General features: G+C 67.2%; 39 protein-coding genes. 12 read left to right on the forward strand and 27 right to left on the reverse strand.

Translation table 11 applies throughout. The features are described 5' to 3' along the window. Nucleotides 1-10 precede the first annotated feature (10 nt). Both ACZ6S0_RS45955 and ACZ6S0_RS45960 read right to left on the reverse strand, forming a co-directional pair. The gene (locus ACZ6S0_RS45955; RefSeq protein WP_465926133.1) at nucleotides 11-1,096 is read right to left on the reverse strand and encodes a GNAT family N-acetyltransferase; all 1,086 of its coding nucleotides are present in this window, start codon (nucleotides 1,094-1,096) and stop codon (nucleotides 11-13) included. Between the two features lie 14 nt (nucleotides 1,097-1,110). Next, nucleotides 1,111-1,707: a ParB N-terminal domain-containing protein gene (locus tag ACZ6S0_RS45960; RefSeq protein WP_465926135.1), complete on the reverse strand. Its 597-nt coding sequence runs from the start codon at nucleotides 1,705-1,707 to the stop codon at nucleotides 1,111-1,113. A gap of 348 nt (nucleotides 1,708-2,055) precedes the next feature. On the opposite strand from ACZ6S0_RS45960, the gene ACZ6S0_RS45965 reads away from it, so the two are divergent. Next, nucleotides 2,056-2,526, forward strand: a complete 471-nt coding sequence (locus tag ACZ6S0_RS45965; RefSeq protein ID WP_465926137.1) for a hypothetical protein — start codon at nucleotides 2,056-2,058, stop codon at nucleotides 2,524-2,526. Nucleotides 2,527-2,891: 365 nt separating this feature from the next. Here the strand turns inward: ACZ6S0_RS45965 and ACZ6S0_RS45970 are convergent, their stop codons facing one another. Genes ACZ6S0_RS45970 through ACZ6S0_RS46025 form a run of 12 tightly spaced genes read right to left on the reverse strand, consistent with a single transcriptional unit; the run spans nucleotide 2,892 to nucleotide 6,405 of the window. Beyond that, nucleotides 2,892-3,392 carry a hypothetical protein gene (locus ACZ6S0_RS45970; protein ID WP_465926139.1) on the reverse strand — a complete coding sequence of 167 codons (501 nt, stop codon included), beginning with the start codon at nucleotides 3,390-3,392 and terminating at the stop codon, nucleotides 2,892-2,894. Continuing rightward, complete coding sequence (locus ACZ6S0_RS45975; protein ID WP_465926141.1) at nucleotides 3,392-3,679, reverse strand: hypothetical protein; 288 nt, start codon at nucleotides 3,677-3,679, stop codon at nucleotides 3,392-3,394. The genes ACZ6S0_RS45970 and ACZ6S0_RS45975 overlap by 1 nt, the downstream gene beginning before the upstream one ends. Beyond that, entirely contained in the window at nucleotides 3,679-3,900 is a 222-nt protein-coding gene (locus ACZ6S0_RS45980) for a hypothetical protein (protein ID WP_465926143.1), read from the reverse strand. Before ACZ6S0_RS45980 ends, ACZ6S0_RS45975 begins: the two co-directional genes overlap by 1 nt. Then, nucleotides 3,897-4,277 (reverse strand): hypothetical protein, encoded by a 381-nt coding sequence (locus ACZ6S0_RS45985; RefSeq protein ID WP_465926145.1) that lies wholly within the window; start codon nucleotides 4,275-4,277, stop codon nucleotides 3,897-3,899. Before ACZ6S0_RS45985 ends, ACZ6S0_RS45980 begins: the two co-directional genes overlap by 4 nt. Next, nucleotides 4,274-4,525, reverse strand: coding sequence for a hypothetical protein (locus tag ACZ6S0_RS45990; protein ID WP_465926147.1), 252 nt, complete (start codon nucleotides 4,523-4,525; stop codon nucleotides 4,274-4,276). The genes ACZ6S0_RS45985 and ACZ6S0_RS45990 overlap by 4 nt, the downstream gene beginning before the upstream one ends. Beyond that, on the reverse strand, nucleotides 4,522-4,809 hold the full coding sequence (locus ACZ6S0_RS45995) for a hypothetical protein (RefSeq protein ID WP_465926149.1): 288 nt from the start codon (nucleotides 4,807-4,809) through the stop codon (nucleotides 4,522-4,524). The genes ACZ6S0_RS45990 and ACZ6S0_RS45995 overlap by 4 nt, the downstream gene beginning before the upstream one ends. Beyond that, complete coding sequence (locus ACZ6S0_RS46000) at nucleotides 4,806-5,072, reverse strand: hypothetical protein (protein WP_465926151.1); 267 nt, start codon at nucleotides 5,070-5,072, stop codon at nucleotides 4,806-4,808. The genes ACZ6S0_RS45995 and ACZ6S0_RS46000 overlap by 4 nt, the downstream gene beginning before the upstream one ends. After that, entirely contained in the window at nucleotides 5,069-5,326 is a 258-nt protein-coding gene (locus ACZ6S0_RS46005; protein ID WP_465926153.1) for a hypothetical protein, read from the reverse strand. Before ACZ6S0_RS46005 ends, ACZ6S0_RS46000 begins: the two co-directional genes overlap by 4 nt. Beyond that, a complete protein-coding gene (locus tag ACZ6S0_RS46010; protein WP_465926155.1) occupies nucleotides 5,323-5,607 on the reverse strand; it encodes a hypothetical protein in 285 nt (94 codons plus the stop codon). The genes ACZ6S0_RS46005 and ACZ6S0_RS46010 overlap by 4 nt, the downstream gene beginning before the upstream one ends. Beyond that, a complete protein-coding gene (locus ACZ6S0_RS46015; protein WP_465926157.1) occupies nucleotides 5,604-5,912 on the reverse strand; it encodes a hypothetical protein in 309 nt (102 codons plus the stop codon). The genes ACZ6S0_RS46010 and ACZ6S0_RS46015 overlap by 4 nt, the downstream gene beginning before the upstream one ends. Further along, the gene (locus tag ACZ6S0_RS46020) at nucleotides 5,909-6,142 is read right to left on the reverse strand and encodes a hypothetical protein (RefSeq protein ID WP_465926158.1); all 234 of its coding nucleotides are present in this window, start codon (nucleotides 6,140-6,142) and stop codon (nucleotides 5,909-5,911) included. The genes ACZ6S0_RS46015 and ACZ6S0_RS46020 overlap by 4 nt, the downstream gene beginning before the upstream one ends. Next, nucleotides 6,139-6,405: a hypothetical protein gene (locus ACZ6S0_RS46025; RefSeq protein WP_465926161.1), complete on the reverse strand. Its 267-nt coding sequence runs from the start codon at nucleotides 6,403-6,405 to the stop codon at nucleotides 6,139-6,141. The genes ACZ6S0_RS46020 and ACZ6S0_RS46025 overlap by 4 nt, the downstream gene beginning before the upstream one ends. Before the next feature lie 160 nt (nucleotides 6,406-6,565). On the opposite strand from ACZ6S0_RS46025, the gene ACZ6S0_RS46030 reads away from it, so the two are divergent. From ACZ6S0_RS46030 to ACZ6S0_RS46060, 7 genes are all read left to right on the forward strand, one after another. Then, entirely contained in the window at nucleotides 6,566-7,552 is a 987-nt protein-coding gene (locus ACZ6S0_RS46030) for a tyrosine-type recombinase/integrase (RefSeq protein WP_465926163.1), read from the forward strand. Nucleotides 7,553-7,631: 79 nt separating this feature from the next. Next, on the forward strand, nucleotides 7,632-7,820 hold the full coding sequence (locus ACZ6S0_RS46035) for a hypothetical protein (protein WP_465926165.1): 189 nt from the start codon (nucleotides 7,632-7,634) through the stop codon (nucleotides 7,818-7,820). A gap of 298 nt (nucleotides 7,821-8,118) precedes the next feature. Then, nucleotides 8,119-8,505, forward strand: coding sequence for a hypothetical protein (locus tag ACZ6S0_RS46040; RefSeq protein WP_465926167.1), 387 nt, complete (start codon nucleotides 8,119-8,121; stop codon nucleotides 8,503-8,505). A gap of 101 nt (nucleotides 8,506-8,606) precedes the next feature. Continuing rightward, nucleotides 8,607-8,966: a hypothetical protein gene (locus tag ACZ6S0_RS46045; protein ID WP_465926169.1), complete on the forward strand. Its 360-nt coding sequence runs from the start codon at nucleotides 8,607-8,609 to the stop codon at nucleotides 8,964-8,966. Further along, nucleotides 8,966-9,358 carry a hypothetical protein gene (locus tag ACZ6S0_RS46050; protein WP_465926171.1) on the forward strand — a complete coding sequence of 131 codons (393 nt, stop codon included), beginning with the start codon at nucleotides 8,966-8,968 and terminating at the stop codon, nucleotides 9,356-9,358. The genes ACZ6S0_RS46045 and ACZ6S0_RS46050 overlap by 1 nt, the downstream gene beginning before the upstream one ends. Further along, a complete protein-coding gene (locus ACZ6S0_RS46055; RefSeq protein WP_465926173.1) occupies nucleotides 9,355-9,741 on the forward strand; it encodes a hypothetical protein in 387 nt (128 codons plus the stop codon). The genes ACZ6S0_RS46050 and ACZ6S0_RS46055 overlap by 4 nt, the downstream gene beginning before the upstream one ends. Beyond that, nucleotides 9,738-10,049, forward strand: a complete 312-nt coding sequence (locus ACZ6S0_RS46060) for a hypothetical protein (protein WP_465926175.1) — start codon at nucleotides 9,738-9,740, stop codon at nucleotides 10,047-10,049. Before ACZ6S0_RS46055 ends, ACZ6S0_RS46060 begins: the two co-directional genes overlap by 4 nt. Nucleotides 10,050-10,215: 166 nt before the next feature. On the opposite strand, the gene ACZ6S0_RS46065 is transcribed toward ACZ6S0_RS46060, so the two are convergent. Together ACZ6S0_RS46065 and ACZ6S0_RS46070 are read right to left on the reverse strand one after the other, a co-directional pair. Next, the gene (locus ACZ6S0_RS46065; RefSeq protein WP_465926177.1) at nucleotides 10,216-10,383 is read right to left on the reverse strand and encodes a hypothetical protein; all 168 of its coding nucleotides are present in this window, start codon (nucleotides 10,381-10,383) and stop codon (nucleotides 10,216-10,218) included. Beyond that, on the reverse strand, nucleotides 10,380-10,598 hold the full coding sequence (locus ACZ6S0_RS46070) for a helix-turn-helix domain-containing protein (protein WP_465926179.1): 219 nt from the start codon (nucleotides 10,596-10,598) through the stop codon (nucleotides 10,380-10,382). Before ACZ6S0_RS46070 ends, ACZ6S0_RS46065 begins: the two co-directional genes overlap by 4 nt. A gap of 47 nt (nucleotides 10,599-10,645) precedes the next feature. Between ACZ6S0_RS46070 and ACZ6S0_RS46075 the strand changes: the two genes are divergently transcribed. After that, nucleotides 10,646-11,152 (forward strand): hypothetical protein, encoded by a 507-nt coding sequence (locus tag ACZ6S0_RS46075; protein ID WP_465926181.1) that lies wholly within the window; start codon nucleotides 10,646-10,648, stop codon nucleotides 11,150-11,152. A 14-nt stretch (nucleotides 11,153-11,166) separates the two neighbouring features. Here ACZ6S0_RS46075 and ACZ6S0_RS46080 read toward each other — a convergent pair whose 3' ends face one another. Then, complete coding sequence (locus tag ACZ6S0_RS46080; protein ID WP_465926183.1) at nucleotides 11,167-11,394, reverse strand: hypothetical protein; 228 nt, start codon at nucleotides 11,392-11,394, stop codon at nucleotides 11,167-11,169. 306 nt (nucleotides 11,395-11,700) lie between these two features. On the opposite strand from ACZ6S0_RS46080, the gene ACZ6S0_RS46085 reads away from it, so the two are divergent. The 3 genes from ACZ6S0_RS46085 to ACZ6S0_RS46095 all read left to right on the forward strand — a co-directional run bounded on the left by ACZ6S0_RS46085 (nucleotide 11,701) and on the right by ACZ6S0_RS46095 (nucleotide 13,389). Further along, nucleotides 11,701-11,841: a hypothetical protein gene (locus ACZ6S0_RS46085; RefSeq protein ID WP_465926185.1), complete on the forward strand. Its 141-nt coding sequence runs from the start codon at nucleotides 11,701-11,703 to the stop codon at nucleotides 11,839-11,841. A gap of 269 nt (nucleotides 11,842-12,110) precedes the next feature. Then, a complete protein-coding gene (locus ACZ6S0_RS46090) occupies nucleotides 12,111-12,527 on the forward strand; it encodes a hypothetical protein (RefSeq protein ID WP_465926187.1) in 417 nt (138 codons plus the stop codon). 136 nt (nucleotides 12,528-12,663) lie between these two features. Next, nucleotides 12,664-13,389 carry a hypothetical protein gene (locus tag ACZ6S0_RS46095; protein WP_465926189.1) on the forward strand — a complete coding sequence of 242 codons (726 nt, stop codon included), beginning with the start codon at nucleotides 12,664-12,666 and terminating at the stop codon, nucleotides 13,387-13,389. Between the two features lie 173 nt (nucleotides 13,390-13,562). Here ACZ6S0_RS46095 and ACZ6S0_RS46100 read toward each other — a convergent pair whose 3' ends face one another. The 10 genes from ACZ6S0_RS46100 to ACZ6S0_RS46145 all read right to left on the reverse strand — a co-directional run bounded on the left by ACZ6S0_RS46100 (nucleotide 13,563) and on the right by ACZ6S0_RS46145 (nucleotide 20,362). Continuing rightward, nucleotides 13,563-14,318 carry a TFIIB-type zinc ribbon-containing protein gene (locus ACZ6S0_RS46100; protein WP_465926191.1) on the reverse strand — a complete coding sequence of 252 codons (756 nt, stop codon included), beginning with the start codon at nucleotides 14,316-14,318 and terminating at the stop codon, nucleotides 13,563-13,565. A gap of 189 nt (nucleotides 14,319-14,507) precedes the next feature. Further along, a complete protein-coding gene (locus tag ACZ6S0_RS46105) occupies nucleotides 14,508-15,206 on the reverse strand; it encodes a hypothetical protein (protein ID WP_465926192.1) in 699 nt (232 codons plus the stop codon). Between the two features lie 77 nt (nucleotides 15,207-15,283). Further along, nucleotides 15,284-15,955 carry a hypothetical protein gene (locus ACZ6S0_RS46110; RefSeq protein ID WP_465926193.1) on the reverse strand — a complete coding sequence of 224 codons (672 nt, stop codon included), beginning with the start codon at nucleotides 15,953-15,955 and terminating at the stop codon, nucleotides 15,284-15,286. Between the two features lie 1,348 nt (nucleotides 15,956-17,303). Continuing rightward, nucleotides 17,304-17,714, reverse strand: coding sequence for a hypothetical protein (locus ACZ6S0_RS46115; protein WP_465926194.1), 411 nt, complete (start codon nucleotides 17,712-17,714; stop codon nucleotides 17,304-17,306). 236 nt (nucleotides 17,715-17,950) lie between these two features. Next, the gene (locus ACZ6S0_RS46120) at nucleotides 17,951-18,355 is read right to left on the reverse strand and encodes a hypothetical protein (RefSeq protein WP_465926196.1); all 405 of its coding nucleotides are present in this window, start codon (nucleotides 18,353-18,355) and stop codon (nucleotides 17,951-17,953) included. A 91-nt stretch (nucleotides 18,356-18,446) separates the two neighbouring features. Next, nucleotides 18,447-18,734: a hypothetical protein gene (locus tag ACZ6S0_RS46125; RefSeq protein WP_465926198.1), complete on the reverse strand. Its 288-nt coding sequence runs from the start codon at nucleotides 18,732-18,734 to the stop codon at nucleotides 18,447-18,449. After that, nucleotides 18,731-19,207 (reverse strand): hypothetical protein, encoded by a 477-nt coding sequence (locus ACZ6S0_RS46130; RefSeq protein ID WP_465926200.1) that lies wholly within the window; start codon nucleotides 19,205-19,207, stop codon nucleotides 18,731-18,733. The genes ACZ6S0_RS46125 and ACZ6S0_RS46130 overlap by 4 nt, the downstream gene beginning before the upstream one ends. Further along, nucleotides 19,200-19,481 (reverse strand): hypothetical protein, encoded by a 282-nt coding sequence (locus tag ACZ6S0_RS46135; RefSeq protein ID WP_465926202.1) that lies wholly within the window; start codon nucleotides 19,479-19,481, stop codon nucleotides 19,200-19,202. The genes ACZ6S0_RS46130 and ACZ6S0_RS46135 overlap by 8 nt, the downstream gene beginning before the upstream one ends. Beyond that, nucleotides 19,474-19,965, reverse strand: coding sequence for an NADAR family protein (locus ACZ6S0_RS46140; protein WP_465926204.1), 492 nt, complete (start codon nucleotides 19,963-19,965; stop codon nucleotides 19,474-19,476). Before ACZ6S0_RS46140 ends, ACZ6S0_RS46135 begins: the two co-directional genes overlap by 8 nt. Further along, nucleotides 19,958-20,362 carry a hypothetical protein gene (locus tag ACZ6S0_RS46145; protein WP_465926206.1) on the reverse strand — a complete coding sequence of 135 codons (405 nt, stop codon included), beginning with the start codon at nucleotides 20,360-20,362 and terminating at the stop codon, nucleotides 19,958-19,960. The genes ACZ6S0_RS46140 and ACZ6S0_RS46145 overlap by 8 nt, the downstream gene beginning before the upstream one ends. Nucleotides 20,363-20,431 lie beyond the last annotated feature (69 nt).

A 20,431-nucleotide genomic window follows, 5' to 3' on the forward strand; every position in this document is an offset into this window, starting at 1 on the left:
ACGGGGGTCACTACCGCCGCGACGCCGGGACGTACTCGAACGACACGAGCCCCAACCGACGCGGATCCAGCGTGTTGGCGTGCTGATTCCGCCGCTTGCTGCTGGTGTGGAGCTTGGTCGCGCGGCCCTGCCGCTGCCACTGCGGACTGCGCTCCATGTAGGCGATCAACGCCGGGTGCGACGTCACATTCCGGTACCGGAACCCCTGCGTGTGCAGGTGTTGACCGATCCAGTCTTCCAGGTGCCCGCCGATCGACAGTCCTTGAAAGTCCGGCAGCACCACCAGGCGGTGACCGAGTTTGATGTCGCGCACCTTTGGATGCTGGAAGTGCCTGTAGGCAGCGAAGGCTACCGGTTTGCCGTCGATGCACCCGGCGAAGCACTGGGCGGCGTTGCTGATGTCGCTGCTCAGATAGTGATGGTGGCGAAACATCTGCCAGAGGCTCCGGTCGGCCGCGTGGATGTCGAGCTGGAGCCGTGGCCGGGGTTGAACCGACCTCCACGAGAACGACCCGGTCGCGACGTCGTACACCCAGTCCGGCTGCAACCAGTCCGTAACGTCGTAGTGGCAGGTGACCGCGACGAGCTGCCGCCCAGCACGGCGTACGGACTTCGCGACCGCGTGACTCGCGACCTTGGCGACCTGCCGGTCCACTACGGACGTGAACTCGTCCACGACGAGCAGGCCCTTGTGCTCGGCGAGCGCGCGAGCCATCGACGCGCGGAACGCTTCACCGTTGCTGAGTGTCTTGAAAGGCCGCAGCCACGCCGGAGGTGACGACAGGCCCACGGCGGTCAGCAGGCCGACGATGTCCTTGATGCCCATGCCGGGCGGGAAGTCGTCCACGAGCGCCCGGTCGCCCCACGGCTGGTCCTTGACCAGCCGGCCGGGCCACAGCTCGTTCGCGATGGTGGACTTGCCGGACCCGGACGGGCCCACGATCAGTCCGACGTTCCACTTGCGTTCCTCGACGGGCAGGTGCACCGACCAGGAGTTCGTCAGCTTCTCCTCCAGCGGTACGTCGAACATGCCCTGGAGCTGGAGCACGCGGGCGGTGCGGCGTACGGGGGTGGCGAGGGTAATGTCCGCGCGCACGGAGGGCTCCCTTCCTACATGAGGGCTCGGACGGAGCGACCTTCGGCGGCCAGCCGCTCCAGAAGTTCGACCTGCTCGGCTTCGGTTGCGCAGGTGACGATGACGCCCCACACGTCCGGCGGTTCGACACGCTCGACCGGCCCCGACGTCAGCTCCGGAGCGGGTGGCGCCTCGCCGAGGTCAGCAGGGACCAGGTTCTCCACGTCGGCCATGTCGTAGCCGGTCGCGGCCAGCAGTTCCTCGTCGGCCGCGCCGATGTCGGTCAGCATGTCGGCGAGCAGCCCGCGGTCCCACCCGCCGCGTTCCGACGTCGAGTTGTTCGCCACCAGGTACGCCTCGGCGTCGGTGTCGGAGCGGGAGGACCAGCCGCGCAGGATGGGCGGCAGCCACGTCCCGTCGTCGGCGACCTTGACGCCCTCGGGCGGGGACACGCCCTCGGCGTGCATCTCTTCCAGCACGAGCAGCCGGCCGTGCCCGACGACTAGGCGGCCAGTGCGATCGTCCAGCTCTCCGGCGATCGTGCACCCGAACTTTTCGATCGACTTCCTGATGACCGCGAGGTCGTGCTCCTTCGGGTTCCGCACGGCCCGCACGATCTCGGGGAGGGGCATGTGATCGATATGGCGCAACAGGACCTCACTAGTGATTGACGAATCGCGAGACAGGCAGCACCCACCGGCCGAGACAGAGCCCCAGGTCGAGGTGTTCCGTGTGGGTGTTCTGCGTACTCCGGTGAAGGCCAGTGGTGATGGGGTTCTGGGCCACATGGCGGAGGATTCCGAGTCGGCGTTCCGCTCCGACCGATGATCTCGCTGATCGTGTAGGCAGTACATGGATTGTTTGGTGTGGTGTGCGGGAGTGCCAATCAATGGTCTGTGCGTTAGAAATCTCAACGAGCGCACCGACGATCAATCTCACTGATCCTGGATCAACAGGCTGAGAGACGAAGGGACGGTTACATGTCATTAGGGACCAAGATCAAGGCTCTGGCCTGTACTGGCGCAACCGCGCTGGCCCTGATTTCTACACCCGGCACGGCACACGCCGGAACGGCCGGCGCCCAGATGGACGTGAGCGAAAGCTCCTTCTACGTGGTGTATGGCAACACCGTCGCCAGGGGATCCGTTAAATGGGGCAGCGGCTACTCCGCGACTATCACGGGCTATCTGAAGGCCGCGTCCAATGGCCGAATCGCCTGCGTGCAGGGCTACACAGGAAGATGGACGTACGAGACCTCTGAATGGTGCACCCGGCAACTCCTTGCCGGACAATCAGAAAGCTTCAATTGGACGCTGGATCTGCGCTACGCGGGTGGTGTCCAGCACCTCTACGTCAGGTTAAGAGCTACGGATGTAAGTAATGACTGGGACGACATGGTCGTAGATGCCGACTACTGCAACCGTGATTCGATCTACTGCTCCAACGCCTGATCTTCACCGCAGGCTGGTACGCGGGCACCAGCGACCGTCCGCGAGCGACGCGCACAGTGGGTGGTGACGTCGCGGACGGACGCGGGGACGGTGCACACGAAGCGTGCCGAGTGGGTGCCCGGTGAGCGACTGTCACAGGTCCCTGCCGAGGCCCTGCGGGAGCGGTATAAGAAGACCCTACGCTTCAAATGATCATGAAACGAGGTGAGGCGCTGAGAGCGAATCTCAGCGCCTCGCCATGCGAGCGACACCAGCCATCAGGTCAGGTCAGTTAGGCCGCGAGCGGCCACCATAATGAGCACTCCTCGCATGCTGGTAGGTCCGCATTCTGCCAGCGCGCGAAGATCATTCCTCTCCGCTCAAGATCATCGAGCGGAGGTAACACCTGAGGGCGTGGGCCTGACAGCTCGCCCGGATCCCTGCTCCCACCATCCACACCGGCAGAACACCGACTTGTCCGGGTGCTCCGGACAGCCCGCAGATCGACGAGAGACCGCAGCGAGCAGCGACGGATGCGCCGACCGCTGCAACGCCAAGCTGCCCGTCGCGGCCGGATGCCCGTTCCACGTGCTGACCACCGTGGCGCCCAGCGCGGCCAACTGGCCGGTCAGGTCCTCCAGTTCGCCGGGCTCCAGCGGGTTCGCCGGAACCTCGAACCCCTGGCCATCCGGCTTGTACTCGATCGACGCCACGTCCACCACCACGACCGGGTAGCTGCCCCAGCCTCTGGGGACGAAGCCGAATGTTCGGTTACCAACGCCGGGCAGTATCTCGCCGAGGTGGCTGACGAGCGCGTCCTCGGGCTGTTCGGTGTCGTACAGCCAGGCGAGCCCGGCGGTGAGCACCTGCTCGTGGTTCTCGGCCATCACATGCCACCCGCGATCGAGTCAGGGGCATCCTCGTCCTCGGCCGGGTCGTACCTCTCGTCAGGGTCGGCGTAGTAGTCGGCTGGCTTCTGCAGCGCGTTGATCGCCGCCCGCTGCGCCTCGATCAGGTCGAGGCCGCGGGCCAGCCAGGCCGCCTTCGTCTGGGAGTCCGGCCATGGAACCCCATGGACGGGGCACAGGTCGTAGCCGTTCCAGGAGTCCGGCGTCGGGCACGGGTGGATCAGTTCGGCGAGCTGCTCCAGCCGCTCCGTCTCGGTGAGCACCATCAGGCACCATCACCGCCCTCAAAGGCGACCGGCTCGGCCGCGCCCCCGACACGGTTGTCGATGTACTCCTGATAGATCCGCTCGCCGACCGCATCACGCTCGACCTGGGGCATGGCGGCCCAGTCCGTGACCGAGATGTCTGAGTCGATGATCTCTTCGTCGTAGCTGCTGCTGATGTCGCGGATCTCGGACCAGACCCGGAACTTCACGGTGTCGCTCACACGCCACCCCCGACCGAGCCCGGCTCCTGCATCTCCGTGGTCAGCGCGACCATTAGATCCACATCGGGCGCCGCGGCAGCCAGAACGAACACCTCCAGGTTCGCCCGGGGCACGAACCGCATCTCCCCATCCAGGAAGCACACACCTCCGGCGGCCACGCCCTCGTCGTCCCACCAGCCGGTGCCGTCGATGTACGAGCTGCCGGTCCGATCGGCCAGAGCCAGCTTCTCCTCCGCGAGGGACGGGTGGCCGCACTCCGGTCGGAGGCGGTCGGCGGCCTCGGCGCGGTCGCCGATGAGCACCGGAGAGTCGTTGTTCGTCTGCCACAGCACGTAGCAGTCACGGTCGGGCGCGGTCTTGAACACGACACCACTCATCCGGCTCCACCCACCCGCATCACCAGGTCGTACACTACGGCGAACAGCGTACGCGGGCCATCATCGCCGGTCTCCTGCACGATGAGAAACGCGTCGGACATGATGTGGGCCAGCATCTCGACGTCGATGTCCTGATGCTTTTCCACGATGCGACCCGCGATGATGTGGCCAGCTTCGAGCGTCACGCTGTCGAGCCGGTGCGCGAACAGTTTGATCGTGTCACACGTTGCGGGGTCGAGAGCCATCATCGGCCCTCATCCCCGGCAGGCACGCCAGCGCACGCCCGGCACAGGTAGCGCCGGTTCGGTCCGAGAGGGCGAACGGTCTCGCTGTCGGACGCCGTGGTCAGCGCCTCGCACTCCTCGCAGTCCTCACCGAGGATCGTACGCAGACGCTCAAGCTGCTCCCGGTAAATCCGCCGCTCATTCGGGAGCATGTCGCCGATGACACGGCGGGTCTCGGCCAGGTTCTCGGTGAGAAGGTAGTAAAGCGCGGCAGTCTCGGAGAACGCGGTAACGGGTGGCATGCTCATCCGGCCTCACCACCCGCGTCGAGCCGGCCCCTCAGCGCCTCAATCCAGGCGCCCATGGCAGCCGGAGGCATCCTCATCCCGTCGTACACCCGCTGGGCGGCTTGCTGGACGGTGTACCCCATGGCCTCCAGGTGGCTCTTGTCCTTGAGGACGAGCGCGACGGCGAGCTGCTCGCCCTCGGACCAGGCGCCGTTCGGGTGGCCATCGTTGTGGGCTTGTGCCCAGCGGCAGCGTTCGAGAATGTCGTCGGCGAAATCGCTCACCACGTCTCACCCGCCTCGACGTCCTCACCCGACAGAACAAGCCAGCCGCCGGAGTCCACCTGAACCCTGCCCGCCAGAATGGCCAGCACCTCGGCCGTGGTCTTCCCGAGGTCGTGGGCGGCTCGCTTGAGGTTGCCGAGCTGGTCAGCGGTCAGCTCAACCGTGACGAGGGTGACAACCTCGAAGGAGACCAGCCGTCCGTTCCGGCGAAGTCGGACATGGGTCGGCCACTGAGGTTCGCCGGCCCCGCTCATTGGCTCTCACCGGCCTGGGCCGCCGCGATCTCCTTGGCCTCCTTGACCACGTCCGCATACGCATCGACGTGGCCGCACGGGTTGGTCCAGATGTCGGTTGAGTAGTGCGCGCCGTCGTCGCACTGGTTGAGGTTCTTCGGCTCGCCCCGCAGTTCGCCGCACACGGGGCAGTACGCGGAGATCGTCACCGCGCGGATGATCGGGTTGGTGGGGCCGGACCCCCAGGGGGACTCGGCGGAACGGTCGCGGACCCGGACGGTCATGGTCGCCTGCTCGCTCACCGGACCTCACCGCCCGCCAGGCTGACGACCTCCATCGACTCCACGGGAGTCACGTGCGTACTGAAGTCACCGTCCGCGTCGGCCGTGACGAGGTACATGCCCGACGCCAGGTCTGGGTCCTGGATCGCGTCCTCCCACAGGAGGTCGATCTGCATGACGTCCAGGTCGCTCTGGAAGCCGATGACCTGCTCCGGGTTCCCCTTCCAGACGTCCTGGCGGCCGATCGCGCCGGACTCGTCGGCGAAGAAGGGGTAGGGCAGTTTGTGATTGGCGTGCGGTTCCGGCTGAATCTTGAAGGTCGTCATCGGATCTCACGCCCCTCAGCGCGCAGCGCTGCTCGAAGCTCAGCGATGAACTCGGAGTCGGTGTGCTGGACCTCGACGCCCTCGTCGTGCTCGGAGAGGGTGAGGGTGGTGGGGTCGTAGCCGACGATGCCTCGGAGGATGGCTTCCGCGTCACGGAGTTCGACGCGCATGATCGTCAGGCCGTCGAGTAGTTCTGTCCGGTCGCGCTGACTCTGCCTACGGGTGCTCACTGAGTGATCACCTCGCGCACCGTGATGTGGCTGTAGTACGCCTTTCCCGACTCCAGAACTCCCAGGAAGGAACTGAACCCTCCGTTACCGGGAACCGCGTAGATCTCGTAGTTCCGCACGATCTCCAGGCGGGCGTCCGGGGGGAAGGCCGACCGCACCTTGTCCAGCGCCGAGAGTTCGAGTTCGTCCACTGTGTCGCCGACCGCGACGGGCCTCATGGAGCGGCCATACCGGGTGGACTCTCCGGTCTCGATGTGATCCATGACCATCTCTTTCGCGAGGAGATTGATTCACTCGCGATCGTAGCGCTCGTTGGCGGTAACGCCAACGAGATGACAAACTTCAGATACTTGTGAATATCTGAACTGCACTCCTGGCTGGAGTTCTGATATTCCGCTTCCCCGAAGCGAACAGGACACCGAAATGACTTCTGATATTAGAGACCAAGATCCCGTAACGTCCCAACACCCCACCCGACGACGCCCAGGAGCCACTGCCACACCCGTCCCCGGCCGCTACGCGGGCGTTTACGCCGACTACGAAACCGCCGTCACCGACCCGCTCCTCCGACTCGACGACGACACCCGCCGGAACTACCTCTCCCGCGTCCGCCAGTACCTCGCCTGGCTCGACGCAACCAACCTCGACGGCGACCCGCTCACCGACCCCGCCGCCCGCGACTGGGCCGCCCGGGACTACCGCGCCCACCTCCTGACCGTGCTCAAGCGCAAGCCGACCACCGTCAACGCGCACCTGACCGCCATCGACGACTTCAACCGCCGCCTCGGCCTCGGCCCAGCCACCGCCAAGCGCACCAAGCTGCCTAACCTCGCCCCTCGCGCTCTCGATCAGCGTGCCCAAGTGAGATTCCTACGCGAAGCCGAGCTGTCGTCCTCTCCGCGCGACCGCGCCATGGGCTACACCGCCTTCTACGCGGGGACCCGCATCCACGAACTCGTCGCGCTCGACACCGACGACCTCCACATCAGCGCACGCAAAGGCGTGCTCATCGTCCGCATGGGCAAGAGCGGCAAGTATCGCGAGGTCAACCTGCACGCCAAGCTCCGCACCGAGCTGGAGACCTGGCTGAAGGAGCGGCCGAAGCTGCGCGGCGCCGACGAGTCCAAGGCCCTGTTCCTCAACGTGCGCGGTGGCCGGCTGTCTGCCCGCGCCGCAACCGACGTGCTCAATGGCATCGCCGAGCGGGCTGGGATCGAGGTCGGCCGTGATGAGGACTTCACCAGCCACGTGCTCCGGCACACCCTCGGCACGAAACTCGCCCGCGAAGGCGTGGACATCGTCACGATCGCCGAGCTGCTGGGCCACTCTCTCGAGACCGCTCGTCGCTACACGCTGCCCACCGACGCCGACCGCCAGGCCGCGATCGACAAGCTCACCGTGGACGAATAGCCAATTCGAGCGGATGACCGACAGGCGGTAGGTGCCCGTCGTACGGTGGCGCTGATTCCTCGCGAAAGGGAACCCCACCATGATCCAGGACGTCAGCACGTTCGACGTGACCGGCCACTCCTACACCGTCGCCTACGACACCGGCTCGCCCAGCGAGTACACGGTCTTCCACGAGGACAATCCGATCGGCACGTTCACCCACCTGCCGTACGTTCCGGCCCTCAAGCAGGAGGTGGTGGACCTGGCCCGGAAGACGATCACAGCCTGACCTTCATCACGTGATTGGAGCCCGCCGCGGTGCCGGCGGGCTTCTTTCATGTTCCCGGCCGCTCACCGCTGCGGAGTGCTCGCTCTGGCAATTCCGAACAGATGCCCGACAAGAGGCGGATGCCGGTCGTACGGTGGCGTCGAAATTCCTCGCGAAAGGGATACCACCGTGAACTGCACATGCACCTTCAACTGCTCAGCCGACCCACGCATCGCGTGCGGGCTGTCCGGCACGTATCACGTTCATTTCTCGTGGGACGGCGCGTGCCCGGCCCACCCGGACGCGCCGGTGGTGCGGGATGTATGACACCACCGCCGAAGCGCCCTTCAAGTACACGTCGCTTTACATCTGCGCGGACGGCACGTACTTCGATGTGATCGACGCGCTCCCGGACGCCCCGCCCGGGTCGGTCATCGTCAACGTGTCCGGCATCCTCTTCGGCCTGGAGCCTGCCGACCTCAACCGGGTGCTCCGCCTGCTTGGCCCGAACGCCAAGCCCGGCCACGTCACGCTCATGCTCAAGGACCCGGATGGCTCCCTGTGGCTGACCGCCACCTCGGCGCCGGACGGTCTGACGCTCACGCTCAGCTTCCCGGCCTGCGGGAGTAACGCCAAGGTGACTCTCCCGCACGGCTGTTCCGACGCGGTTCGGGCCGCGATCAAGGAGGTCACCTGCGATGAGTGACCTCCTGGGACTCTGCCACTGCGGCAAGCTGTACGCCCAGCACACGCCGGACGAGATCAGCGCCTGCTCGGCCGCCTACGTCGGCGGGGAGGTGGACCTCGGTGAGTGAAACGACGAACCCAACGTACGCCGGATCGGACGGCACCTACCTGGATGTGCGACCCGCGCCGGCAGGGGCTCCGGAGGGCGCCGTGCTGCTGAACGTGTCCGGCCGCACTTTCGGCCTCAAGCACATGGTCGTCGTCAAGCTCGTGGACCTGCTCGCCGATCGGTCGCGCGGGCGTGAACTTCACGTCGCGATCAACGAGGACGCCGTCCTCATGTTCCGTGTCGTGGTCTCCTTGGAGGGCGTGGACTTCGCCGTCTTCAACGACGGCACGCTAACCCATCAGGTGTCGATTCCGGCCGAGCATGGTTTGGGCGTCGCCTCGCAGATCGCGGTCGCGGGGATGGTGAGGTGATGGCCAGCTTCGCGCACCTCGCGTACGTGCTGGAGCGGGCGGCCGACATCATGCTCGGCGACCACGACCTCGACCCGGACCAGGCACTGAAGCGGGCTGTCTGGGGCGAGACACCTGACCTCACATACGACAGCCCGGAGATGGAGGCGTACTACATCGCGGCCAGGGTCATCGAGATGCAGTACTGCGAGACGTCCGGCGCCGACCTCGCCAGCACCCACGTCCGCCGAATCCCCCACATGGAGGCCCGGGTCGCGGCCAGGCACATGGCCGAGCTGTTCCACCGGATCGACTACAGCGGCCAGTCGCACGTCGAGGAGAACGACATCGACGCGATCCCCGACGTGATGTGGGAGCAGGCCCACGGCCTCGAACTGGCGAGGTGCCCATGACCGGCTCCGTCGTCAAGTTCCCCGAGTGGTACTGCGAACCGCCTTGCTTCCTGCCCTACTACGGAGGGCCGCGCGAGCGGTGCCCTCACGTGGCCGCGCAGGTTCTCGACCTGGCGGCCACTCTCATGGAGGCCGACTCCGGCCTGCACCCGTGCACAGCCCTGGAGCGGGCGGCCTGCAACGAGGGCTCGCCAGTGCCGGACGGGCAGGACGCGATCCAAGTGTTCGAGGACGCCGAGATCGAGCTCACCTGCGCCCACGCCGACCTGTTCATCGGTGTGGGCTCTGATCCGCTGGACGTGATGAGCCTGATCAGGGACGAGGCAATCCCCGCCGCCCGCTCGGCCGCCACCCGGATCCGCTCGCCGAAGGAGGAGCCGTGACCGACTGGGCACGCGCAGCCGACTTCCTCGATCAGGTAGCCAACATCCTTCAGGGCATGCTGCCCGACATGGACCCGGACGGAGCAATCCGGATCGCACTCGCTGGCCACCCTCACGCGGAGATTCCCGACGATCACTCGGAGGTGAGCACACTCTACGACGACGTGGCCAGGGGCATCGAGGCCGACCACGTGATGATGTTCCTCGGCAAGGACTCGGATTCGCTCTACATCGGCGACATCCCGCCCGCTGAAGCAATCCCCGCCGCGCGAGCGGCGGCCGAACGGTTCCGCAGCTACGTCCAATAGATCAATTTTGGGGCCCGCCGCGATGTCGGCGGGCCCCGCTATGTTCAGAGCATGGTCGGTGTCGCCCGGCGAGTAGCAGCTCCTCCGGGGCTGAGAGCCGAGCGCAGGGTTCCCCGCGGTGGTACGCCGCCTGGACATGGACATGTCCTCGGGGAACCCTGCACGATCAAGGACCTTCCCCCATGAACGTGCTGGTGACCAGCGTGGCGTGCAGCCGCATCCACCCGTCTGCGATGGCCACGAGGTTCTTCACGATCCTCTCGTCGAGGATGTGTTCCTCGGCCTTGTCCAGCAGCTCCGCCGCCTTGGTTGCGGCGATCTCGGCGGGCGTCACCGCGCCGCCTTGGCGGGCCGGGCGCGCTGATCGCCGCCGCGGTGGCGAAGCTCGGCGCCCGCCTCCTTCAGGAGCTGGTTGATGAACCCGTATGAGCGGCCGATCGACAGCGCGAGGGCGCGGATGGACTCACCCGCGGCGTACCGGCCAGCGAGGGCCTGGGCGAGCTGGTGACGTTCGGCGCCGACGATGCGCACGCGGGGCTTGAGCTGCACGAGGGTATCTCCTTAAAGGCAAGCCAGGTCGATGCGACGATGAGCAGATGAGCACCCACGCTCCGAACGAGCGGCCCCCGCTCACGCCGCGCATGAAGCGCGGGCTCGAGATGTCCGCACGCGAGGCCGAGCTGCTCAAAATGCGGGCCGACTTCGATCGGCAACGCAACCAGGTGCACGCGGAGACCGGTGTGCGGCAGAGCGGCAAGGAATCCAAGGTCAGCCCGGAGGAGAAGGCGGTACGGGCCGAGCTGCGCGAGATCGCCGCCGAACGTACCGCGATGTTGGAGCAGATCTCCGCCGAGTCCGCGAAGCTCAAGCCCAAGCAGGCCGAGTTTGACCGCGCCCGCGCCGCCGCAAAGGCTACGGGTAGGCGAAAGAAGCTGCCGGTCAGCGCCGCCGAGCAGAAGGTACGGGACCGGATCGCCGCGTTGCAGCGCGATCGGGCATATGTGGATGGCAGTGTGTGGCGTGACCGGGAGGCGGGCGCCAACGCGGAAGCGGTCTGGTTCACCAGCCACGACCCGGAGACCTTCAACTCCGACGACTGGTGAGCCTCAGCTATCGGTTACGCGGCGGCGGCTCGACGGGCGGCTCGGAGCTCGTCGCGGTCCTCCGCCGTGGCCGGGACCTCGCGGCCGGCCCAGATGCACCACTCGATCGTGGCCAGGTCGGCGAAGTCGTACACGGTCTCCCGCCCGGCGCGGCCGAAGGTGCGTACCTGGTAGCGCTGCGCCCACTTGCGGATCGTGCACGGCTCACGCTCCAGCCGTTCGGCGGCCTGGCGCGCGGTCACGGGAGCAGGCGGGGTCACGTCCACCCCGCTTCCGTCCAGAAATTGAGCTGCTGTGATGGCCGTACACGCGCGAACGCGACCGGCCGAATAGGAAAGAGTGGGGGCGGCACACGCACCGGCAGAAACGCGTCCAGTCCCGCGTTCCGCTTAAGCCCAGCTCACAAGGGGGTCCGCTGGGCATAGGTGTGCCGCCCGCAGGAAGTGTGACACAGAAGATCCATTGGGCGCAACCGTTGGCGGCACCGCCAACATCCCTGGCCCGCAGGCAATTTCGCGGAACGTGTGCGGAACCGCCAACGAGACGACATGATGATGCCGAAGCAGCAACTCCTCGCGAAAGGACAGACGATGCCCGAGTACGAGTCGGAGGCCACCCCCGAGACCGAGGCCGGGGCCGACGACACGACCGAGGACGAGGACGGGGACGCCGTCGAGGTCGTCGAGTAGACCCGAACCCCCCGGGGGGAGAGAGGCCCGTCGCGCACCAGCGCGGCGGGCCTCTCTTCGTGCCCAGGGTCAGCTCCGGACTCCGGCCGTTCACGTCGTGCGAGAGGCGGAATCTATGACGATCCCCGTCCCTGACCAGGTCATACATGCTTGGCAAGAGGTAGCAAGGAACTGGTCTTGGTTGCACCCAACATCAACGGCTGGTTGACCGCCACCAGGCAGGCTTCTTCTACGATCATTGGCAGCCACAGCGCCAGGGAGGAAACCCAATGGTGATAGCGCCGGTAGACGCGGACTTGCTGAAGGCAGCACGGGAGATCGGCGTCAAGGTTGCAACGGGAAGCTTCCGGATACCGCACGACATGAGAATGGTGGCAGTGAGGCTTGGGCTGATCGACCGCAAAACCTACGAGATCATGGTCGAGTGTCATGAAGCCTTTGAGCAGGCCATTCAGGAAACGGAGACACAGCGCGTCCGGACGCTCAAAAGGCACATGATGGAGCGAAAGATGACCGCCCTAGGCCGTCAGGATTATCTGGAGGGTCGAACCCGTGTCCGGCAGGAACGAGAGCTGGCCGAGCACTTCGATCTGACGGACAGTTGCACTCTCGATGAGATGGTGGACTATCACTGCGCCTACCTGGTGGGTTTCAGCGATGCGCGCCACGCCCAAGAGTCAGGCTGATCAAGGCTCGGCGTCGCGCGACTCGACCACGTGCGCGGGCTCCAGTGCTCGCTTCCCATCGCTCGTGGAACCACAAACGATCTCACTCCCCCGCCTCGCTGCGCGATCATAAGCCCCGCCGCACCACAATTGGTTCATGGGACGGAAACCCCCGCGGCGGTCGCCGCTCCTGCGCAGGCCGCCTCGCGATACCGTGCGCATCACCGCCCTCCGGCCGCGACGCCTCCTCCGCTACAAGCTCACGTCCATCCAACTCTGGGTCGCCATCGCAGGCATCATCGGCAGCCTCACGGCGGTGCCTGCGCTCCTCATCTCCATGAACGCCTTGGAGATAAGCGAACGGCAGCGGACCGACGCACTCGCGCAACGCACTGAGGACAAGCGCGAGAAGGAGAAGGCCAAGGCCGAGGCAGAAGCCAATGCGAGAACGGCGTTCATCCGAAACATCGAAGTTTCGGGCGGGCCATCTCTCGGGGGAGCCCGCTACAACATCCGCAACGCCAACTCTCGCCGAGCCCAGTTGTGGGTGAGGGCCACATCATCAGACCCGGCCGAGGGGACGTACATCTACTCGGTCGTGATCGATGCTTGCAGCGAGGCATCAGTCACCGTCCCCATTCCTTTTGACCCCGGCCCCTCTGGGAGCAACTTGTACGACCCCGAGCAAAAAGTCAGATTGGCCGTGTCGGACGGGCGCTCGGAGGACTCGGGGGGCGTCCGGGATCTGAAGAGTTCGGTGGACGTCTGGGATCTGAGTGATGGGAACAGACCGGTCAGCCTTTCCCAATGGGCCGGAAGCGAGTTGCCACTCATACTTGGGAACCCAACGAAGGTCCGGAGAGACATCCTGCCCTGCACCTGACAGCAAGTCACCCCACCTCCTGATCATCCAGGTCCCCCTCCTCCACCTCACTGACGTGGTGGCCGCACTTCTTTGCTGCGCCGTTCGACGCGACCCTGGAGGCTGCGTTCGCCACGGGATCATCCGCTCGTCTGGAGCCGTCTACGCGACGCACACTCGCCGGATGCGTGTGATCATCCCGCCTCTTCCGTCACCCGCTCCATCGCCTCCGCCTCACTGACGTGCCGCCCGCAGTTGTTGCACACGTAGTAGCCGGCCTGCGGCGACCATTCCAGGCGCCGCAGTCCGCATCCCGGGCAGCGCGCCAGCGTCGCACCGGGCTCGTCGTCCACCAGGCGCCGCAACCGGGATTCCCACGCGAGAGCCCACTCGACCACGCCGAGCTCCACCGGCCGCTCCGGGTCCTCCACACCACAGACCACCGTCAGCCCCTCCAGCGCGAGCAACGCGTCCAGCTTGTCCACCAGCCACGTCACCGACCTCGACCGCACCACCCCCGACCGGCCGGACGGCACCAGGTCCGCCAACTCCAGCCGCTCCCCCACATCCCGGCGTAACCGGAGCAGTTCCCCCGTCACCGTGTGCACCACGTCGCCCTCCCTCGACAGCGAGCCGTGCGGCCTGGTGCCTCGCACCCTCGACCACTTCGATTGGGCCTTCACGACGCCCGGCCGCGCCGCCAGCGACGCGGCCAGCTCGTCGGCCAGCAGCAGCGCACGACGGCACGTCGCCCGGCAACGTCCGCAGTGCAGCGGCTCCCCCGGCCGCCACACCACCACCGGCATGACGGGCTCCGGCGGCGGCTCCCCCACCCCGCCCTCGACCAGCCACCGATCGACCGCATCCGCGTGCGCCTCCCGCGCCGCGAGGAACACCGCCCACGCCTCCCGCGCCTGCCTGTTGCACGGACCCGCGCACACACCCGACATCCGAAAACCTCCCCGCACCACGCCCACCGAACGATCACGACACCCTACAAACACCGGGCAAGATCAAAACCATTCGGACAAAACGAAACCAAGGTACCTCCGGCGGAGCGCTGGAACGGGGAGGGCGGGGTGATCTTGGACGTGCGAAAGCCCCCGCACGACGGCTCGCGCGGGGGCTTGCTGGCGGGCTTAGCGCTTCGTGCGGGTCACGGCCATCGCCGCCTTGCGCAGCTTGACCAGCCTTTCGGTGACTCCCGAGACGCCTGCCGCGTTGCCGTTGGTCGTGGCGCTGGCCAGCACGGGAACCGCGCGCAACGCTGCCAGCGTGTACGACGCTCCTTCGGTTCCGGCGGACTCCGCGACGCTGATCTCGTGGTCATACGTTCCGCGCGGGTAGGCCAGCGCGCACGCGCCCAGCCCGTTGATGTCCACGATCATCGGGAGCGCCACCTTGCCCATGGCGAGGATCGCGGCAAGCTCGCGCGCGGCTCCTCGTGCGGCGGGCAGCGTCGCCCCGGCTCCGGGTTGCAGGATGGGCGCGCTGGTGATCTCGGACAGCAGCACGTGAGAGAGCGTCATGCCGCGTCCCCGAACGAGGCGTAGCGCGGTGTGGTCGCAGTCTGCGCACGTGCTGTTGACCCACCATTCGCCGTGCATCCGGGTTAGTGCCCCGGCGTAGGTGATCAGCGATCCGTGCGGCACGTAGCTAAGCAGGTTGGAGCGGGAGCGCTGCACGCGCGCCTGGTGGTCGGCGAACAGGGCCGCCGCGCGGGGGCACTCCTGGTCAGGGCGGCACATGCCGCACTCGTCCCGGTGCTTGTGGCGGTCGGTGTTGCTGAGCCGGACGGCTGCGGCGGTGTTGACGGCTAGAGCCTGCAAGCTGGTCATGATCTCCCCTTGGGGGTCGTTGCTGGTGGTGGTGGGGCCGCGCGCCCCCGGTGGCGCGGGGGCGCGCGGGGGTGGTGCTACTTCTTGGCGGCGGGCTTCGCGGCGGGCTTGGCGGGCTCCTCCGGCGGGACGGGGAGCCCGGCGCTCGTGAACGCCTGCGCGAGTTCGGCGCGGTCCGCGCCTTCCTCGATCGCCTGAGCGAACGGCAGGGCGGGGTCACCCTTGAACTTGGCCAGCGACTTGGCGGCGGCAACCGCGTCCTTGATCCGCTTCGCGCGCTCGGCCTTGATCCTCTCCGCGTCACGCTTGGCCGCTTCCGCGTGGATCTCCGCCATCTTGGTCAGCGGGTCGGAGCTGCCGACCATGGCCTTGACTTCCGCTTGGGACGGCGCGTGTGTGGCGATCAGGTGGTCGGCGGGGATGCCGTACTTCTCGCACGTGGCGGCGATGCGCGCGGCGGCTCCGGCGCGGTCGGGCATCACGTACCACGACGCGCGGTCCGCCTCGCTGACCTTGTCCATGGCCGCGTACGCGGTCGGGGTGGGGCCGTCGTACAGGGTGCCCCCGGCGTCCACGATCGCGACGACTTCGGCCAGCGTCGCGCGGGCGGCGGGGAGCCGGTACGCGTTGAGCATCGGGTTGTTGCCGGTGTGTCCCTCAAGGGCGCGGTTGAGGTCCGTGAGCGCGTCTCGGACGGCGGTGCGAAGGTCGTCGCTGATCTGGAACGCGGGGGTGTTGGTGCTGGTCATTGCTGGTCCCTTTCGGGGTAGGTGCCCCCTCCCCTGGTGGGAGGGGGCGGGGGGTTACTCGGTTTCGTTGGCGGAACCGCCAACGAACTGCGCTTCGCGCTGACGGCGACGCCAAACCACGTAGCAGGTTGCGCCGATGCCCGCGAGGATCACCGCGAGCCATGCGGCGGGGGCGATCCACGCGTCACTGTCTCCGGTTTCCCTGAGGACATCGGCGGCAGACGGCGGGATGGGGCGCGTGGTGCTGTCCGCCGTAGGGATGGTGCGGGGCGTTGTGGACGCCACGCGGGGGGTTGGCAGCTCTACGTCCGTGGGGATGGCCTGAGCGTTGGTTCCCGGCGCTCCCGGTTGTCCGGGTAGCCCCTGCTGTCCGTGTGCTCCGGTGGGTCCGGTGCTCCCGGCGGGTCCGGTCGGTCCGGGGGTTCCGGGCTCGCCGGATGCCCCGGACGCTCCGGAGGGTCCGGCGGGTCCCTGGGGTCCCTGCTCGCCGCGCGCTCCGGTCGGTCCGGCGCTCCCGGCGGGTCCGGTCGGTCCGGGCTCCCCGGTGGGCCCCTGGGCACCGGTAGGGCCCACGGGCCCGGCCGGTCCGGCGGGCCCCTGCTCGCCCTGGGGTCCCTGCGGTCCGGTCACACCCTGGGGTCCGGCGGGACCGGTAGGGCCGACGATGCACACCACGGGCGGATCCTGCTCGGGGCATGTCGGCATGACGGTCGGGTCCATGGCCATCCGTCCACCCTGGATGACCATGTCGGCCATGGTCGCGCCCGGCATCAAGCCGGGGGCGATGTGGCCTGCTGTGATGACCACGGCGACGGCGAGAGCGGCGGTTCCCGCTGCTCTCCCGATCGCCGTGGCCGTGCGTGTGATCTGCATGAGAGGAGCTTGTGATGCGCATGACAAGCCGTCCAGATTTCGGACCATAACGAGATCGAATCGTTATTGAGCTGGGGCTCCAGACTATCGGCATGGGGTGAGGCACACTCGCGCGACCAGCACAGACACCGAAATCCGCATCGAATTACGGACACGACCAAACCTCTAGACGTCAACCAAAGCCGACAAATGCAGAACACGAGCCACCGACCCCAACGGCATGCCTGGGGCCGGTGTGGTCTCACTCCGTCTTGTGGATCTTGCCTGTGTGCGCCTCTGAGCGTTTGTGGTCACGGCATGGTCTCTCACTGCCAGACCATGCCTGATCGCGCCTCTCGCGCCACTATGAAGACCTTTCCGGCGACATTGCATCGCGTCGGTGGCGCGTCGTTCGCGTCGCTCTCGGCTGGTGTCAGGTCAACCCCGTCAGCGACGAGGAGGTGAGCGCTCGGCTGCGTGGTCGGCTGCGGCCTGGTCACGGGGTGAGCTGGTCGAGGAGGTTGGCGATGGTGGGGCAGTCGCGGGTGGGGATGTCGGATCGGCTGCGGGTGTCGGTGCCGTCGCGGTGGACGCGGAGGGTGATGCGGCCGAGGCCGGTGTCCACGTGGAGGGTGAGGTCGGTGTGCGGCGCCGCGGCGGGGATGGCGGCGGTGCGTTCGACGGTGTCGTTGCTGCATTGGGCGGGTGCGGCGAGGTTCCTGGTGTGGTAGGCGTCGAGCCCGAAGCCGGTGCCGGACACGTCGAGCCAGCAGGCCCACTGGTGGATGCGGGCTTGTTGCCAGCCGGCGGCTTCGGGGTCGGTTGCGCTGATGGTGAGGGACTGGGTGTGGTCGTCGCTCTCCCACAGGAGTTGGTGGTGGTTGGGGTCGTGGTGGGTGATGGGCATGGGTGATCCTTCCTGGTTTTCCACAGGCTTCGAGGTGATCGTTGGGGACTTCCACCTGTAGGTGTTCGGACGGCTAGTTGATCAGTAGGGACAAGGTTTTGTAGGGACATATGTAGGGACATGGGTCACGCTCTGACGTGACCTGCGGGTCACGCTCTGACGTGACCCGCGCGGCTCACGTCTGGACGTGACCTAACTCGCGAATGATGATCGTCTGGCAGGTGGTTATCCACAGGTCAGGACTGGTGCGGAGCGCGCCGTGGTGGTGGTTCCGGCAGCCTCACCGACGCCGGTAGTTCCGGCAGGATGTAGTCCGTCGCGTGGCCACGCCGCGCGTACATGACGGTTCCGTTCTTGTCCTTGCCGACCGGCACCCGGATCTCCAGACCGCGCTTGGCCAGGCGTTGCACGGTGTCGGCGAGGCCCCGCGCGGTCAGCCCTGACCGTGCTTGGAGCAGCTCCGTGAGCGTGATCTTCGTGCCGTCGTCACGCCGGTCGGACCGGAACGAGATCATGCGCCGGTTGGTGTCCTTCGCCCGCTCGGCGACCAGCAGCAGCACCAGCCGCTCCGACTGAGTCATACCGTCCGCGGCCGGGGTCTCCAGCCACGCGGCGACCAGCCCGAACAGGCTTGCGCTCACCCGAACCCCTTCCCCTGGACACGGCTGTGGGAGCCCGCCCCATTGAGGGAATGGGTCGAGCTCCCACCGTAAGCGGAACCGCCAACGAACGTCACTGCCCGATCAGCAGCTCCTCGTCGAGCACCCGGACAACCTCACCGTCCCGGATCTCGGCCAGCACGTACGACGTCACGCGCCGCCCGAGCACCTCGCACCCGAGGCATTTCAGCACGCCCTCGCGGGCCAGCTTGAGATGGGAGGCGCAGAACGAGTCCTCCTCCAGATGCTCGTTGACGCAGCCCATGACGGCCTGGGCGACGATGGGTTGCGCGCATGGCGGCTGGCCTTCGCGGTCGATCAGGAGGCACGTGCACGTCGCGCCCGGACCAGGCCCGGTCACGTGCTCTCCAGGACCGCGATGGCGAGGCGGCGGACCGCGGCCGGGGTGGTGTCGTGCTCGTGGTCCGGCGAGTACACCTTCACGTTCGCGACCTGCTCGCCACGCACCCGGCCGGCTCCGACGAGGGTCCCGTCAGCGAGGCCGCAGTAGATCAGCCGCGCGTCCTTCCCGGACAGGGCGACCGCCTCGTAGGTGAGCGCGACCGCGACGAGCGTCACCGGCGGGGGAACGAGCGAGCACAGCATGGCCGGGTCGATGCTCTCCAGCGCGTCGGCGGGGAGCTGCCCGGTGCTGATCCACTCGTCGGGGAAGACCGGCACGAGGCCGATCAGACCCAGGCTGTTCGGATCCTGGCCGGCGGGCGTGCAGATCAGCATGAGCGTGGGCTGTACGTTCCAGTCTCCGGCGTTCTCGAAGTCCTGCTCCAGGCGTTTGATGTACTGCTCGGCCATGTCGCTGGTGAGTTCATGCATAGTGATCGTCTTCCTGTGAGTGGTGGCGGGGGTGGATCAACGGCACTGCTTGTGCGGGCAGTTTGGCCACCCGGTGGCCGGCGTCCCGGCACTGCCCGCACACCACGTCGCCGACGAGGGCGGCGGCCAGGCAGCCCTCGCACAGCAGGTTGAGAGTGATGTGCTCGTGCACGCACGCCATCTCGTAGGCAGCGACGGCCGTGCCACCGCACACGATGCCGGGCAGTTCCAGGATCTCGATTGTGCAGCCGCCGATCACGCTACGGTCAGCCACGTTCAGTCCAATCTCCGCGTAGTTCGGTGCGTCGATCCATGAGCATCCGGCCCAGCCAATTCCCGCCCGGCTCACGGCACGCCGTCCGGCCGCACCGGCAGTCGCCCCAGTGCTGGTCATGCCACGTGTTGCCCTCGACCAGCATGGCGTTGCCGGTGTCGAGCAGCACCCGGCCGGCCACGCTGCTGGGCGCGAACTTCACGGCCAGGATCGCCCGCATAGCCGTGTACCGGATCGCCGTGTCCCAGCCCGGCCGCAGAGTCGCACGACGGCCGAGCTGCTTCGCTTCCCCCGGCGTAGCCGCCGCCGTGATGGCAGCCCGCTCGGCGAGGTCGAGCGTCTTGGCCGCGTTGAACGCGTGCTCGGCGGTCGGGTAGGTGATGCGCTTCCGCTCCAGGTAGGAGTAGAGCGTGACCGTGATGCGCGCGAAGTTCGACAGCGCCTCGTAGTCACCCGCGAACCGGTGGATCACGAGATCAGGCACGGCCATCACCCCCCTCGCGCTCCCTCAGCGCGGCCAGCAGCTCCTGGGCCTCGGCCTGCGGGCAGCGCTCACCAGGCTCAAGCGACAGGTATCCGTGGGTCTGGCAGCCTCCGTGATGGTCGAACGAGCACTCCTCGGAGTCGGTGAGGGCTTGAAGGAGTTCGACCGGGACGACCATGAGGCCCGCGGCAGCAGACACTCGTTCATCGAGCGTCCCGCCCTCCACGACACGCCGGTGCACTTCCGCGATGACCGCAAGAACGATCGGTGCGACCAGGTCGTCGGCGTCCATGCCGACCCGCCACTTGGCTGCGGCGAGCCCGCGCCGGCCCGCCTCCAGGAACGGGTAGAGGACGCGCGCCTGCTCGGGGGTGAGCTGCCTGGGCGAGTCAGTCACGGCGGCCAGCTCCGCATCCGCAGGCGCTGGTGAATCCTCCGCGTGCTCGTAGATCGGGGGGACATGTGC

It is taken from the genome of Nonomuraea sp. NPDC051298 (assembly GCF_055586305.1).

Bases quoted from the DNA above. Each gene is read 5' to 3' on its own strand.
- ACZ6S0_RS46055 (WP_465926173.1), top strand. From the start codon at position 9,355: ATGACCGGCTCCGTCGTCAAGTTCCCCGAGTGGTACTGCGAACCGCCT.
- ACZ6S0_RS46030 (WP_465926163.1), top strand. From the start codon at position 6,566: ATGACTTCTGATATTAGAGACCAAGATCCCGTAACGTCCCAACACCCC.
- ACZ6S0_RS46110 (WP_465926193.1), bottom strand. From the start codon at position 15,955: ATGACCAGCACCAACACCCCCGCGTTCCAGATCAGCGACGACCTTCGC.
- ACZ6S0_RS45995 (WP_465926149.1), bottom strand. From the start codon at position 4,809: ATGAGCATGCCACCCGTTACCGCGTTCTCCGAGACTGCCGCGCTTTAC.
- ACZ6S0_RS45970 (WP_465926139.1), bottom strand. From the start codon at position 3,392: ATGGCCGAGAACCACGAGCAGGTGCTCACCGCCGGGCTCGCCTGGCTG.
- ACZ6S0_RS46130 (WP_465926200.1), bottom strand. From the start codon at position 19,207: ATGCATGAACTCACCAGCGACATGGCCGAGCAGTACATCAAACGCCTG.
- ACZ6S0_RS46095 (WP_465926189.1), top strand. From the start codon at position 12,664: ATGGGACGGAAACCCCCGCGGCGGTCGCCGCTCCTGCGCAGGCCGCCT.
- ACZ6S0_RS45960 (WP_465926135.1), bottom strand. From the start codon at position 1,707: ATGCCCCTCCCCGAGATCGTGCGGGCCGTGCGGAACCCGAAGGAGCAC.
- ACZ6S0_RS45990 (WP_465926147.1), bottom strand. From the start codon at position 4,525: ATGATGGCTCTCGACCCCGCAACGTGTGACACGATCAAACTGTTCGCG.
- ACZ6S0_RS46050 (WP_465926171.1), top strand. From the start codon at position 8,966: ATGGCCAGCTTCGCGCACCTCGCGTACGTGCTGGAGCGGGCGGCCGAC.
- ACZ6S0_RS45965 (WP_465926137.1), top strand. From the start codon at position 2,056: ATGTCATTAGGGACCAAGATCAAGGCTCTGGCCTGTACTGGCGCAACC.
- ACZ6S0_RS46015 (WP_465926157.1), bottom strand. From the start codon at position 5,912: ATGACGACCTTCAAGATTCAGCCGGAACCGCACGCCAATCACAAACTG.
- ACZ6S0_RS46075 (WP_465926181.1), top strand. From the start codon at position 10,646: ATGAGCACCCACGCTCCGAACGAGCGGCCCCCGCTCACGCCGCGCATG.
- ACZ6S0_RS46025 (WP_465926161.1), bottom strand. From the start codon at position 6,405: ATGGATCACATCGAGACCGGAGAGTCCACCCGGTATGGCCGCTCCATG.
- ACZ6S0_RS46105 (WP_465926192.1), bottom strand. From the start codon at position 15,206: ATGACCAGCTTGCAGGCTCTAGCCGTCAACACCGCCGCAGCCGTCCGG.
- ACZ6S0_RS46085 (WP_465926185.1), top strand. From the start codon at position 11,701: ATGATGATGCCGAAGCAGCAACTCCTCGCGAAAGGACAGACGATGCCC.
- ACZ6S0_RS46115 (WP_465926194.1), bottom strand. From the start codon at position 17,714: ATGCCCATCACCCACCACGACCCCAACCACCACCAACTCCTGTGGGAG.
- ACZ6S0_RS46005 (WP_465926153.1), bottom strand. From the start codon at position 5,326: ATGAGCGGGGCCGGCGAACCTCAGTGGCCGACCCATGTCCGACTTCGC.
- ACZ6S0_RS46035 (WP_465926165.1), top strand. From the start codon at position 7,632: ATGATCCAGGACGTCAGCACGTTCGACGTGACCGGCCACTCCTACACC.
- ACZ6S0_RS46040 (WP_465926167.1), top strand. From the start codon at position 8,119: ATGTATGACACCACCGCCGAAGCGCCCTTCAAGTACACGTCGCTTTAC.
- ACZ6S0_RS45975 (WP_465926141.1), bottom strand. From the start codon at position 3,679: ATGGTGCTCACCGAGACGGAGCGGCTGGAGCAGCTCGCCGAACTGATC.
- ACZ6S0_RS46100 (WP_465926191.1), bottom strand. From the start codon at position 14,318: ATGTCGGGTGTGTGCGCGGGTCCGTGCAACAGGCAGGCGCGGGAGGCG.
- ACZ6S0_RS46090 (WP_465926187.1), top strand. From the start codon at position 12,111: ATGGTGATAGCGCCGGTAGACGCGGACTTGCTGAAGGCAGCACGGGAG.
- ACZ6S0_RS45985 (WP_465926145.1), bottom strand. From the start codon at position 4,277: ATGAGTGGTGTCGTGTTCAAGACCGCGCCCGACCGTGACTGCTACGTG.